Source organism: Frigoribacterium sp. CFBP 8754, from assembly GCF_014841815.1.
Lineage (GTDB): Bacteria > Actinomycetota > Actinomycetes > Actinomycetales > Microbacteriaceae > Frigoribacterium > Frigoribacterium endophyticum.
In genome coordinates, this window is sequence record NZ_JACYUO010000002.1 from 781,250 (window position 1) to 793,773 (window position 12,524).

15 protein-coding genes are annotated in these 12,524 nt (G+C 76.2%); 8 read left to right on the forward strand and 7 right to left on the reverse strand.

All coding sequences use genetic code 11. The features are described 5' to 3' along the window. Positions 1-32 precede the first annotated feature (32 nt). A complete protein-coding gene (locus IFT72_RS10020) occupies positions 33-461 on the forward strand; it encodes a DUF202 domain-containing protein (protein WP_197981330.1) in 429 nt (142 codons plus the stop codon). Positions 462-609: 148 nt separating this feature from the next. On the opposite strand, the gene IFT72_RS10025 is transcribed toward IFT72_RS10020, so the two are convergent. The 3 genes from IFT72_RS10025 to IFT72_RS16655 form a co-directional block, all read right to left on the reverse strand. Next, positions 610-1,128, reverse strand: a complete 519-nt coding sequence (locus tag IFT72_RS10025; RefSeq protein ID WP_192046299.1) for a DinB family protein — start codon at positions 1,126-1,128, stop codon at positions 610-612. Positions 1,129-1,384: 256 nt separating this feature from the next. Further along, positions 1,385-1,930, reverse strand: coding sequence for an MOSC domain-containing protein (locus tag IFT72_RS10030; RefSeq protein WP_185233750.1), 546 nt, complete (start codon positions 1,928-1,930; stop codon positions 1,385-1,387). A 50-nt stretch (positions 1,931-1,980) separates the two neighbouring features. Beyond that, entirely contained in the window at positions 1,981-2,781 is an 801-nt protein-coding gene (locus IFT72_RS16655) for a GNAT family N-acetyltransferase (protein WP_371741244.1), read from the reverse strand. A 130-nt stretch (positions 2,782-2,911) separates the two neighbouring features. Here IFT72_RS16655 and IFT72_RS10040 point away from each other — a divergent pair, with 130 nt between their 5' ends. Both IFT72_RS10040 and IFT72_RS10045 read left to right on the forward strand, forming a co-directional pair. Beyond that, positions 2,912-4,018, forward strand: a complete 1,107-nt coding sequence (locus IFT72_RS10040; RefSeq protein ID WP_371741245.1) for an XdhC family protein — start codon at positions 2,912-2,914, stop codon at positions 4,016-4,018. 124 nt (positions 4,019-4,142) lie between these two features. Further along, on the forward strand, positions 4,143-5,330 hold the full coding sequence (locus tag IFT72_RS10045; RefSeq protein ID WP_192046302.1) for an FAD-dependent oxidoreductase: 1,188 nt from the start codon (positions 4,143-4,145) through the stop codon (positions 5,328-5,330). A gap of 45 nt (positions 5,331-5,375) precedes the next feature. On the opposite strand, the gene IFT72_RS10050 is transcribed toward IFT72_RS10045, so the two are convergent. Continuing rightward, complete coding sequence (locus IFT72_RS10050; protein WP_056057146.1) at positions 5,376-5,591, reverse strand: hypothetical protein; 216 nt, start codon at positions 5,589-5,591, stop codon at positions 5,376-5,378. A gap of 131 nt (positions 5,592-5,722) precedes the next feature. Here IFT72_RS10050 and IFT72_RS10055 point away from each other — a divergent pair, with 131 nt between their 5' ends. The 4 genes from IFT72_RS10055 (at position 5,723) to IFT72_RS10070 (ending at position 7,502) form a co-directional block, all read left to right on the forward strand. Beyond that, entirely contained in the window at positions 5,723-5,896 is a 174-nt protein-coding gene (locus IFT72_RS10055; protein ID WP_192046303.1) for an antitoxin, read from the forward strand. 130 nt (positions 5,897-6,026) lie between these two features. Further along, the gene (locus IFT72_RS10060) at positions 6,027-6,512 is read left to right on the forward strand and encodes a MarR family winged helix-turn-helix transcriptional regulator (RefSeq protein ID WP_192046304.1); all 486 of its coding nucleotides are present in this window, start codon (positions 6,027-6,029) and stop codon (positions 6,510-6,512) included. Positions 6,513-6,598: 86 nt separating this feature from the next. Continuing rightward, positions 6,599-7,039, forward strand: a complete 441-nt coding sequence (locus tag IFT72_RS10065; protein WP_056057151.1) for an OsmC family peroxiredoxin — start codon at positions 6,599-6,601, stop codon at positions 7,037-7,039. A 223-nt stretch (positions 7,040-7,262) separates the two neighbouring features. Further along, positions 7,263-7,502 (forward strand): hypothetical protein, encoded by a 240-nt coding sequence (locus IFT72_RS10070; protein ID WP_056057152.1) that lies wholly within the window; start codon positions 7,263-7,265, stop codon positions 7,500-7,502. Between the two features lie 134 nt (positions 7,503-7,636). Here IFT72_RS10070 and IFT72_RS10075 read toward each other — a convergent pair whose 3' ends face one another. After that, entirely contained in the window at positions 7,637-8,386 is a 750-nt protein-coding gene (locus IFT72_RS10075) for an HAD family hydrolase (RefSeq protein ID WP_082514595.1), read from the reverse strand. A 150-nt stretch (positions 8,387-8,536) separates the two neighbouring features. On the opposite strand from IFT72_RS10075, the gene IFT72_RS10080 reads away from it, so the two are divergent. Then, positions 8,537-9,214 (forward strand): NADPH-dependent F420 reductase, encoded by a 678-nt coding sequence (locus IFT72_RS10080; protein WP_244634321.1) that lies wholly within the window; start codon positions 8,537-8,539, stop codon positions 9,212-9,214. Between the two features lie 126 nt (positions 9,215-9,340). On the opposite strand, the gene IFT72_RS10085 is transcribed toward IFT72_RS10080, so the two are convergent. Together IFT72_RS10085 and IFT72_RS10090 are read right to left on the reverse strand one after the other, a co-directional pair. After that, a complete protein-coding gene (locus tag IFT72_RS10085) occupies positions 9,341-11,428 on the reverse strand; it encodes a hypothetical protein (protein WP_192046305.1) in 2,088 nt (695 codons plus the stop codon). A 62-nt stretch (positions 11,429-11,490) separates the two neighbouring features. Beyond that, complete coding sequence (locus tag IFT72_RS10090) at positions 11,491-12,504, reverse strand: glycosidase (RefSeq protein ID WP_192046380.1); 1,014 nt, start codon at positions 12,502-12,504, stop codon at positions 11,491-11,493. Positions 12,505-12,524 lie beyond the last annotated feature (20 nt).

The window sequence follows — 12,524 nt, forward strand, 5'->3', positions numbered from 1 at the left end:
CGGTCGGCTGCGGGGCGCCGGTCCACTGCAACTTGCACGCGCGCGGCACCGCGCAGGTCGGCGGCGGCGTGAGCGAGGGAGGCGCGGGTCGCGTCGACCGCTCCGCCCGCCCGTTCGACCCCGGGCTCCAGCCCGAGCGCACCGCGCTCGCGTGGCGGCGGACGGCGCTCGCCCTCACGGTGGGGTCGCTCGTCGGGCTCCGCGTGCTGCCCCTGCTGCTCGGCGACGGCGCCGCGACGTACGCGGTCGCCGGGCTCGGGGTCGCGGCGTCGGTCGCGGTGCTCGTGGGAGCGCACCGGCGGTACCGGCGGGTGCACCGCCTCCTCACCTCCGGGGCGGACGACCGCGCCCCGATCGGCAGCGGGCTGTTGCCGGCGGCGGTCGCGCTGCTGACGTTCGCGGCGGGCGTCGCGGCGCTCGCGCTGGCGGTGGCCGGCGCCGCGGGGGCCGGGCAGGGCTGAGCCGCGGCGGCGGCGCACCGCTGCTGCGTGTCCGCGGGTCGGCGGGTCATCGCGACCCCGGGCGGCAGCCGGGAACGAGCCGGCGGGTCGCCGTCACTGCCGGCGGGTCAGCGCCCGCCCGCCCAGGACGACGCCGACCCGCCGCACCTCAGCGACGCACGTCGTGGAGGTGGTGCACCGGGTCGTGCACGAAGTAGCGCGCGAGCGACTCGACCGTGAAGGCCGAGCCGTCCGACCGGAGGCCGGTGCGACCGAGCTGCTCGTCGGCCACGGCCTCGAAGCGGGCGGCGACGACCTCGGCCACGGCGACCAGCTCGGCGGCGACCGCGGCCGGCTGCTGCTCGGAGTAGCGGTCGGCCACGGCGGTGGCGTCCTGGTCCCAGTTCGCGAAGGCGGGCGCCTCCTCGCGGAGCATCAGCGCGAGCCGCTCGTCGAACACCCGGAAGACGTCGCGCACGTGGGCGCCGTACTCGAGGGCGGACCAGGTGCGGTCGTCGGGGCGGACGGCCGCGTCGGCGGCCGCGAGCACCCCGGGCCACGCCGCCGCGTTCTCGCGGACGAGGCGCGGCACCTCGCGGAACTCCGTCGCCGGCCCGTCGTACCCGCAGTCGCTGCAGGTCTCGTCGAGCACCCAGGTCCAGTTCTTCGTGTCGGGGACGATCGCCATGTCGCGACGCTACCGACGCCCCGGGGAGGCGCGCCACCGACATCCTGCCGACCAGCGACGAGCGCCTGCCGCGGCCGCGCGAGCGAGGCTCATTCGCCTCCTCCGGTGCCGCAATTCCCGACCATCTGCACCCGAGGGCACACCTGGTGCGGGAAAGATCACGTATTGCAGGCTCGGCGGTCGGCATTTGCAACCACCGGCACGCGAGCAGCGGCGGCGGCGCGGGTCAGACGGGCTGCAGCGGCAGCGGCGCGGGTCAGACGGGCTGGAGCGGCAGCGGCTCGCCGGCGGGCAGCTCGACGACGACCTCGTCGCCGGCGCGCACGGTGCCGCCGACGAGCACGACCGACATGACGCCGGCGCGGCGCTCGACCTGGCCGTCGGGGCCCCGGCCGACCATCTGCTTCAGGAGCCCCGGCTCGAAGCCCTCGATCTGCGTGCAGGGGTTGCGCAGCCCGGTGACCTCGACGACGGCCTCCGCCCCGAGCCGCAGACGGGTGCCGGTCGGCAGGCCGAGCAGGTCGACGCCCCGGGTGGTGACGTTCTCGCCCATCTCGCCGGGCGAGACGTCGAGGCCGGCCGAGCGCGCCTCCTCGAGGACTTCCTCGTGCATCAGGTGCACCTGCCGCAGGTTCGGCTGGCTCGGGTCGCGCCGCACGCGCGACCGGTGCTGCACCGTCGTGCCGGAGTGCGCGTCGCCCTCCACGCCGAGTCCCGCCACGAGCGTGATCTCGTCGACCACCGGCTTGCTGAAGCGGTGGGCGGAGTCTCGGCTGACGGAGACGACGGAGGCGCGGGTCATGACCACATCCTGCCCCCGGTCGGCGGCGGGGTCACCCCCTCCGCCCGATCTCAGCGCACGGCGGGGGTGACGAGGATCACGACCGACGCCGTGGGCTCCCAGCCGAGCGACCGGTAGAGCAGGGCGCCGTCGACCGAGGCCACGAGCAGCCCCCGGGTCGCACCGCGTCGCCGGGACTCGGCGACGAGGGCGTGCACGACCGCCCCGCCGAGGCCGCGGCGGCGGTGCTCGTCGTCGGTCTCGACGCGGTCGAGCACGGCGGTGCCCGCGGGGGTGAGGGCCGCCCGGCCGGTCGCGGCGTCGTCCCCCTCGCCGGGGTGGCCCTCGCCGACCCAGGCGGTCGCCCGCAGGACGGGGGCGGGGGGCGCCCCGACCTCCTGCACGTCGAGCTCGTACGGCGCCGACACCTCGCGCACGGCCTGCTGGTCGAGGGCGATGCCCATCAGCGACTCCTCGGCGCTCCGCACCTCGAAGCCGGAGCTCCGACCGGCCGCCACGACGGCCTCGGGGTCGTGGCCGACCACGGTCACCCAGACGCGGTCGCCGAGACGCCCGACCTCGGCGGCCTCGGCGAGCACGGCGGCGAGCTGCTCCGTGCGCGCGGCGCGGGACGCGGCCGAGGAGGACGAGGTGGCCGAGGCAGCCGAGGAGGACGAGCCCGCTCCGGGGCCGCCGTCGAGCGGCACCACGAACTCGGCCCAGCGGTCGGGGTGCCCGAACGGCACGCGCCACGAGCCGTCGCGCTCGACGGCGACGACGCCGCGCGAGGCCGTCCAGCCCACGACCCAGTCGGCCACGACCTCGCGGAGGGGACGGGCGGAGGCGGGGGGCGGCACGGCGGGGTCGGTCACCCCCCGAGTCTGCCGCAGCCGGGCGCGGGCCCGCGGCAGGCCCGCGCCCGCAGCAGGCCCGCGCCCGGGCGCCGGGTACGATCGGCGGACCCGTCCGCGCGCCCCGCGCGCCCTCCCCCGAGGAGCCCCCGTGTTCGAGATCGCCGACCGCCTGCTCGCCCGCCTCGACGCGGGCGAGCGCGTCGCGGTCGCGACCGCCGTCTCGGTCGTGGGCAGCGCGCCCCGCACGGTCGGCACCTCCATGGTCGTGACGGCCGACGGCACCGTGATCGGCAGCATCTCCGGCGGCTGCGTCGAGGGGGCCCTCTACGAGGCGTGCGAGCGGGTGCTCGCCGACGGCGTGCCCCTGCTCGAGTCGTTCGGCTTCAGCGACGAGGCCGGCTTCGAGGTCGGCCTCAGCTGCGGCGGCACCATCGAGGTCGTCGTGCAGCGGCTCTCCGCCGACGACGACGAGGTCGTCCGCCAGCTGCGGGAGGCGCGGGCCGGCCGCCCGGCGTCGCTCACGCGGGTCGTCGGCGCGGCCGCCACGGCCGACGGGCGCGACGCCGCCGACCGGGACACCACGGGCGACGCCGCCGCCACGCGAGGCACGGCCGGGCCGACCGGCACGGCCGGCACGGCCGGCACGGCCGGCACGGCCGGCACGGCCGGCCCGCGCCTCGGCGACGTCGTCGACCCGGCCGACCTCGACGCGTGCGCGGGGCTCCGCCTGGTGACCGAGCGCTCGGTGCCGGCCCCGCGACTCCTCGTGGTCGGGGCCGTGGAGTTCGCGGTCGCCCTCTGCGCCGCCGGCTCCGCCCTCGGCTACCGCGTCACCGTCTGCGACCCGCGGCCGGTCTTCCTGACCCCCGAGCGCTTCCCCTCGGCCGAGGAGGTCGTCGTCGCCTGGCCGCCGACCTGGCTCGCGAGCACCGAGGTCGACGAGCGCACCGTCGTCGCCGTGCTCTCGCACGACGACCGGTTCGATGCCGAGCTGGTCGCGGCGGCGCTCGCCTCCCCCGCCGCGTACGTCGGCGCGATGGGGTCGCGCGGCACGCACGAGCGGCGCGTCCGCCAGCTGCGCGCCCTCGACGTCGACGAGGAGTCGCTGGCCCGCCTGCACTCCCCCATCGGGCTCGACCTCGGGGCGAGCACCCCGGAGGAGACGGCGATCTCGGTGCTCGCCGAGGTGCTCGCGGTGCGCTCGGGAGCGACGGGCGTGCGGCTGCGCGACCGCTCCGACGCCATCCACCGCTGACGGGCGTCCCGTCGCCGTCGCCGTCGCCGTCGCCGACGAACCGACCACCGACTGATCAACGAACCACCTCGTGACGTGGTTCGTTGATCAGTCGGTGGTTCGGGGGCCCCGCTACCCTCGCAGGATGACCGAGCCGAGCCCCGCCGAGAGCCCCGCCGAGAGCACCGCCGCGCAGCCCGCCTGGGACCACGTCGTCGTCGGGGCCGGCGTCGTCGGCGCCGCGACGGCCCGGGCCCTGGCCCGGTCGGGCGCCCGCGTGCTCGTGGTCGAGCGGTTCGCGCGCGGCCACGAGGCCGGCTCGTCGCACGGCGCGACCCGGATCTTCCGCCGCGGCTACACCGCCGACGACTACGTCGCGATGACCGGCGCCGCCCTCGCCGAGTGGCGTGAGCTGGAGCGCGAGACGGGCCGCGACCTGCTCGACCTCACCGGCGCCGTCGACCACGGCGACCCCGCCGTGCTCGACGCGATCCAGGCCGCGTTCGAGCGCGCCGGCGTCGCGCACGAGCGGCTGGCCCCTGCCGAGGCCGAGGCCCGCTGGCCGGGGCTCCGCATCGACACGAGCGCGCTCGTCCACGCCGAGGCCGGCCGCCTGCGCTCCGCCGACGCCATCGAGGCGATGCTCGACTCCGCGGTCGCGCACGGCGCCGAACTCCGCTTCGAGACCCGCCTGCGCGACCTCGACCTGACCGACGAGGGGGCGGTTCTCCGCCTCGAGGGCGCAGGAGGCGCCTCCTCGGTGGTCCGCGTCGCCAGCGTCGTGCTCGCGGTCGGCTCGTGGGCCCACGACCTCGTCGCCGAGCACGCCGTCGCGGCGGGCACCCCGCTGCCCCCGGTGCGCGTGACGCAGGAGCAGCCGGCGCACTTCGCCTCCGCCCTGCCCGACGAGGCGTGGCCGAGCTTCGTGCACTACCCCTCCGACCCGGCCCTGCGCTCCGTGGTGAGCAGCGTCTACGGGCTGCTGACGCCGGGCGAGGGCGTCAAGGTCGGCACCCACGGCACCGGCCGCGAGGTGCACCCGGACGAGCGCGACTTCGCGCCGACCGCCGAGGGCACGGCGGTGCTGCGCGAGTACGTCGCGCGGTGGGTGCCCGGCGTCGACGTCGACAGCCTCGTGCCGATCAGCTGCCTGTACGACACGACCCCGACCGAGGACTTCGTGCTCGACCGGGTCGGCGCGGCGACCGTCGCGACCGGGTTCGCGGGGCACGGCTTCAAGTTCGGGCCCCTGCTCGGCACGCTGCTGGCGGGCGTCGCGACGGGCACGCCGGCCCCCGAGAGGTTCCGGCTCGGGGCGGTCGCGGCGAGCTGAGGCGCCGCGACCGCCCCGCGCGGGCAGTCGGGCGAGCGGCTCAGCTCAGCCCTGCGCCTGGCTCTCGCCGCCGCCCGGGCGCACCTTGGCGGTGTCGGCGACGTCGATGCGCGTGACGCCGTCGGGGCGCTCCTCGGTCGTGATGCGCGGAGCCGCGTCCGTCTCGTCCGACTTCGGCGCCCGGGTGAGCTGGTCGTGGCGCTTCTCGTCGGCGGTCATCCCCGTGCTGTCGGGGGCGTCGTGCTCGCTGTCGTGGCTCATGCTGCGACGCTACGCGACCCGGTCGCCGCGCGGCCGGGGTACACCCTGGGACGACGCCCGGGCGGGCCGGGCGCAGGCTGGGGTCGACCGCGGGGAACGCCGCGGCGCCACCGACGCAGAAGGAGAACACCATGGCAGGCATCGCCGACAAGGCCGGAGACTTCCTGAACAGCGACAAGGGCGAGAAGGTCTCGGACGCCGGGCTCGACAAGGCCGGCGACGCGGCCGACAAGGCCACCGGCGGCGGCCACTCGGAGCAGGTCGACAAGGCCACCGACGCTGCGGACGAGAAGGTCGGCGACTGATCCACGCCGTCCGTCACGAGACCCGTCGCCCCGCCTCGCGGGGCGACGGGTCTCGTCGTCTCGGCCCTCGCACTGCTTTACGTTGCGTTGCGTCCAACCGAGTTGTGCGCGATGTGGTAGCGTCACGACCATGACGACGACGAGCGCGACCCCGGTGGCGGAGGCGACCACCGCCTCCCCGGCGACCGCTCCCCTGCTCGACGAACAGATCTGCTTCGCCCTCTACGCGGCGTCGCGCGCCCTGACCGCCCGGTACCGCGAGCTGCTCGAGCCGCTCGGCCTGACCTACCCGCAGTACCTGGTCATGCTCGTGCTCTGGGAGCAGGGCCCGACCGGTGTCTCCGCCCTCGGCGAGCGCCTGCACCTCGACTCGGGCACCCTCTCGCCGCTGCTCCGCCGCCTCGATGCCCAGGGCCTCGTGACCCGGGCGCGCGGCGGTCGCGACGAGCGCGCCGTGACGGTGTCGCTGACCCCGGCGGGCGACGACCTGCGCGGCCTGGCCGCGCGCATCCCCGAGAGCATCTGCGCCGCGACGGGGCTCCGGCCCGCCGACATCGCCGACCTGACCGAGACCCTCGGCACGGTGGCCGACAGCGTGCGCGCGGCGTCCTCGTAGGCCGCCCCGCGACTCCTCGGCCCTCGGCCCCCTGACTCCTCCGACCACCCGCGACACCCGACCCACACCGACGAAAGAGAGACAGCATGCCCACTCGCACCGCTCGCACCGCCTGGAACGGAAGCCTCGAGACCGGCGAGGGCCAGGTCGAGATGACCAGCTCCGGCGTCGGCACGTACGACGTGTCGTTCCCGAAGCGCGCCGCTGACGAGGCGAACGGCTCGACCAGCCCCGAGGAGCTGCTCGCCGCGGCCCACTCCGCCTGCTACGCCATGCAGTTCAGCGCCGTGCTCGGCGCGGCCGGCGGCACGGTCGAGGCGCTCGACGTCAAGGCCGACGTCACGCTCGGCCCGGACTCGGCCGGCGGGTTCCGCCTCACGGGCATCGCCCTCACCGTCCGCGGCGAGGTCTCCGGCATCGACGAGGCCGCCTTCCAGGCCGCCGCGCAGGACGCCAAGGAGACCTGCCCGGTCAGCAAGGCCCTCACCGGCGTCGAGATCACGCTCGACGCGACCTTCGAGGGCTAGGCAGCCGCACCGCCTCCCTCACGGGCGCCCCGTCACGCAGGTCGTGGCGGGGCGCCCGTGCGTGGTGGGCGCGAGCACGGTGCCGGCACCGCCCCGGCACAGTGTCGGCACCGCGCCGGCACCGCCCCGGCACCCGGACTGGGGACGCCGCCGCACCCAACCCGGCGCGGCCGCGCCCCGAAGACTCCTCGACCGCCCGCCCCGACGACACCAGGAGGACACGATGACCCCGCGCGACTCCTCCCTCGACCGCCCGGCCCGCTGCGCCGAGTGCGGCGGCCCGGCCCGTCTCGTGCGGAACCCGTTCTTCGGTTCGGGGCTGTCGGTGCACCCCGAGCTGCTGACCTGCACCTCGTGCCGGTCGGTCACCTTCGTGCCCGCGCCGCCGCGGCGGGCCTGCACGCCGCCGGCCGGCCGACGCCGCGGCCTCCGTCGCGTCGCGCGCTGGTTCTGCCGCCGCTGACGCGCCGCCGCCGAGCCGAGCTGAGACGCACCACGTCCTCGCCGGCGAACCACGCCGCGGCCTGGCTCGGGTGCGACGACGTGGTTCGTCGCCGTCCGACCGCCGCGTCGGCGCTCAGGCGCCGAGCCGCCCGATCACGCGCCGAGCCGCCCGATCACGCTGTCGTCGAGGCCGCGCAGCAGAGCGGCCACGTCGTCGACGACCTCGGCCGCGCCGGCCTCGGTGAGCTCGGCGCGCGACATGCCGCCGGTCAGCACGCCGACGCAGGCGACGCCGGCCCGACCGGCCGCCTCGACGTCCCACACCGCGTCGCCGACCATGACGGCGTGGTCGGCGTCGACCCCGGCCTCGTCGAGCGCGGCCTGGACGATGCCGGGGTCGGGCTTGGCCGTCTCGGCGTCCTCCGACGAGGTGACGGCCCAGAGGGCGCCCTCGACGTCGAGCAGGGGGCGCAGCACCTCGAGCTCCTCCTCGGGGGCGCTGGTCGCGAGCACGACGCGGTGCCCGCGGCGGCCGATCTCGGCGAGCAGCTCGGGCACCTGGTCGAAGACGTGCAGGTCGGTGTCGCCGTGGGGCAGGTAGTGCGCGGAGTGGCGCTCCTTCGCCTCCTCGCCCCGCGCCTCCGCGACGTCGTCGCCGAGGAGCGAGCTGAGCAGGAGCGAGCTGTCCTTCCCGATCGCGCGGTGGATCCGCCAGCTGTCGACGGGGTGCCCGATGTCGGCGAAGGCCTTCGACCAGGCGTCGACGTGCGCGTAGTTCGAGTCGACGAGCGTGCCGTCGATGTCGAAGAGGACGGCGGTCGTCGGGGCGTCGGACCCGGCGGAGTCGCGGGTCGGGTCGGAGGAGGGGGAGGCCTGGTCGGAAGCGCGGGTCGAGTCGGTCATGCCCCCAGCCTGCGCCTGCAGACCGTGCACCGTTCGGGGCTGGACACGCGCCTCCCGCGTCCTGTCGGGCCGGGCGACACGGCTGGGCGCCGCCTCCGAGATGGCTGGGAGCGGGAACACGCGGCCGCCCGACGGGCGTTGGCTGACGACATGACCACATACGGAATCATCGGAGCAGGCAACATCGGCAGCCAGGTCGCCCGGGCCCTCATCGCCCAGGGGCACGACGTCGTCATCAGCAACTCGCGCGGGCCCGAGACCCTCGGCGACCTCGTCGCCGACCTGGGCGAGAAGGCGCGCGCCGCGACGTCCGAGGAGGCGGCGGAGGCCGGCGAGGTCGTCGTCGTCACGGTGCCGCTGAAGAACTACGAGCAGGTGCCCGTGGCCCCGCTCGCCGGCAAGGTCGTCATCGACACGAACAACTACTACTTCGAGCGCGACGGGCAGATCCCCGCCCTCGACAACGGCCTCGACACCGTGTCGGGCATGCTGCAGCGCCACCTGCCCGAGAGCAAGGTCGCCAAGGGCTTCAACCACATCATGGCGAAGGACATCACGACCGACGGCAAGCCCGCGGGCGACCCCGACCGTCGTGCGCTCGCCACCTCGAGCGACTTCGAGGAGGCCGCCGAGCTCGTGCAGCGCCTCTACGACGAGGTCGGCTTCGACACCGTCAACGTCGGCCCGCTGAGCGAGAGCTGGCGCGTCGAGCGCGACCAGCCCGCCTACGTCGTCTCGCAGACCCGCTCGGAGCTCGTCGAGAACCTCGCGAAGGCCACCCGCGCCACCGCGACCGCCGAGCCGGCGCCGCACCCCTCCGAGGCGTAGCCCCCTCGCCCCGCCCGGCGTGAGCCGAGCGGTGCGGCCGGCACCACGCGTCGAGCCCCGGACCGGTCGCCGCACCCTGACCACAGGGCGCGGCGACCGGTCCGGGGCTCTCTCGTTCCCGCCGGCCTAGCGCGTCACGACGACGAACCCGCCGGCCTTGACGAGCACCACGCTGCGGCCCGACACGGCCTTCTCCGACACGAGCCGGCCGCGCGAGTCGTAGCTCGACACCGTCGACCGGGTGCCGGATGCCCCGACCGTCGCCGGCAGCGGCAGCCGCGACGTCGACGACACCAGGTCGGTCGCCCGCCCGCCGGCCCCGGTCAGCGACAGCCGCTGCACGAGCGGCCGCACGATCAGCGCGTCGATCGTCACGGGCTGCGAGCCCCGGGCGGTCACGGTGACCGCGGTGGCGCCCGGCCCGACCGGCACGGGCAGCGTCTGCGGCAGCAGGGCCCCGGAGGCGCCGGTCACGCCCTGCGCGCCGACCCGCGTCGACAGCGTGCCGAGCGGCACCTTCCCGGCACGCCAGACCGAGGTCGAGACGACTCCCTCGGCACCGAGCAGCACGGGCTCGACGTGGCGGAGCCCCGACCCGGCGGGCACCGTGATGGTCGCGGTCTGCCCGGGCCGGAGCGTGAACGCCGAGCCGGCGCTGAGCTGCGACTCCCCCGTCCACGCCGACTCGGGCGTGACGACCGTGCCCGTGGTCGCCGTGGCGGTCTCGGCCTCGACCGTCGTGAGGCCGTCTCGGGCGGCGACCGTCGTCGACGCCTGCGCGAGCGCCGAGACGTCGGGCGCACCGTCGAGCGCGATCATCGAGAGGAGGCCGTGGATGGTGCTCTCGGCCCCGCTGTTGCGGTTGACGCTGCCGTCGGCCTGCACGCCGTCGTTCGTCACGCCCGTCGCCCGGTCGTAGACCGGCTGCCCGGCGCGGTTCGTGCCGAAGTACCAGCTGGCGGCCACCGCGGCGACCTCCCGGAACCCGGCACCGCCCGAGGCGTCGGCCACGGCGAGCGCCGACTGCAGGCGCGAGTCGGCGCCGTAGGCGATCTGCGTCTGGTCGACCGGCGTCGGGTACCAGGCGTTGTCGGGGCCGCTCGCGGTGAGCAGGGTCGTGGTGAACGACGCCGTGTCGACGACGGCGGGCGCGAGCAGGTCGGCACGGCCGAGCACGGTCGAGGCCCGCGCGAGCGCGGCCGGCATCTGCGACGCCCACGAGTGCCACATCGACCGCGAGTTCGTCCAGGGCAGCACGGCCCCGTAGGGCCAGGTCTGCGGGTCGCCGGAGGCCATGCGGGCCACGCCCTCGGCGAGCTGCGTCGTGGCCGTCCGCACGACGGCGTCGTCGGGGGCCGCGGCGACGTACGCGCCCAGGCCGAGCACCGCCTCCGCCGTGGCGTCCGCGCCGTCGACGATCAGCCAGGCGGGCACCTGCACGCCGTCGGCGACGTCGTACTGCCCGTACCGCGAGAGGGTGTCGCGCTGCAGCGCCGCGACGCCGAGCTGGAGGCGCTGCTGCAGGAAGGCCGCGAACTCCGGGTCGTCGTCGCGGAAGGCCGCGAAGCCCTCGCCGAACGCCCAGAGGCTGCGGGCCAGCCAGTAGCTGTTGCCGCTGTCGGACGGGTCGGGCAGCTCGACCGGCACCGGGCTGCGGTTGAACGTCCCGTCGGGCTGCATCCACAGCACGACGTTGCCCGCGGCCGGGCCGGTGGTGGTCTGGAAGTACGCGGTCGCGCGCAGCAGTTCGTACGCCTTCTCGCGGCTCGCCTCCGCCCCGGTCAGCTGCCAGTCGCGCAGGTAGACGACGGCCGCCCGCGAGACGTCGTCGGAGTTGTACGCCCCCTGGCCCCAGTACCCGGTGGCCGGGTCGAGCGGTCCGCCGCCCACGCGGGCGAAGGCGCCGCCGTCGCGGGCGTCGGCGTACGTCCACGGCAGGGTCAGCGTCGGCTCGGAGTCGAGCCGGTAGGAGGTGTGGCCCTCCTCCGGCACCGGCGTCGCCTGGTCGAGGAGGAAGTCGAGGTGGGCGAGGTTCGTCAGCGGTGCCGGGGCTGCCGCGGGCGCGCCGGCCGCCGGGGCGGGAGCCGCAGGGGCCGCCGGGGCGGGAGCGGCCGGAGGCGCGGCTGAGGCGGGCAGCGCCCCCGTCACCCCCAGCGCGAGTGCTGTCGTGGCGGCCAGGGCGAGCCCTGCCCATCGTGCGGTGCGTGCGGTCATCGTCGACCGCCTCCTTCTGTCTCGTCGTGCGGAGTGGTGGGAGTCGTGCGGGGTGGTGGGGGTCAGGCGCGGTCGAGGCGGGCCACGCCGATCTTGGAGTCGGCCATGCCGTAGAAGACCCACGGCACCCCGTCGACCTCCTCGATCGCGGTCGGGAAGACGACGTTCGGCACGATGCCGGCGCGCTCGTCGTCGGTCTCGGCCTCGAGCAGCGGCTCGGCCGAGCGGGCGAGCACCCGGGAGGGGTCGTCGGCGTCGAGGATCATCCCGCCCGCGGCGTAGTTGACGTTCTGCTGCTGCGCGAAGGCGTCCTCGATGACGCCGGTGACGCCGTGGTGCAGCAGCAGCCAGCCCTCGGGCACGCGGCGCGGGGGCGGGCCGCCGCCGATCTTGAGCTCCTCGAACGGGGCCGCGGGCCCGGCGACCGGCCGGTGCTGCCCCCAGCGGGCGAGGGCGCGCAGGTCGCGCTCGACGGCCTCGACCGGCACGTAGCTGATCCAGATCGAGTGGCGGCCGTCGGTCACCCCCGCCGGCAGCGGGCTGCCCTCGCCCGGCACGGTCGCGCCGATGTGCCACATCGGCCGGTGCAGCACGGCGAAGCTGCGCACCCCGTCGGGCGCCGTCACCGCCTCGGGGAAGAACGTCGTGTCCTTGTTGTGGAAGAGGCCGAGGTCGGTGTCGAGCTCGTCGACGTAGTCGAACGTCACGGGCCCGAGCCGGCGCCACTCGCGCAGGTCGTCGCTGACCGCGACGGCGGTGCGGGGGCCGAGCGGCCCGTACGCGACGTAGGTCATGACGTGCAGGCCGAGCTCGTCGACCCGGGTGACGCGCGGGTCCTCGACGCCGGAGTGCGTGGCGCCGCGCTCCCAGCCGCGGTCGGGGGCGAGCACGACGCCCTGGCGCTCGACGCCGACGGGCACGCCGTCGTCGACGAGCACGCGGGCGAGGCCGACGCGCGAGACGTTGCCCGCGGCGACGAGCCGCGGCAGCAGGTACAGCTCGCCGTCGGGCCCGCGGCCCGAGCCGGGGTTGAGCACGCCCTCGGCCTCGAGCGGGTCGCCCGGGTCGGGGGTCATGACGACCCCGGCGCGGGTCA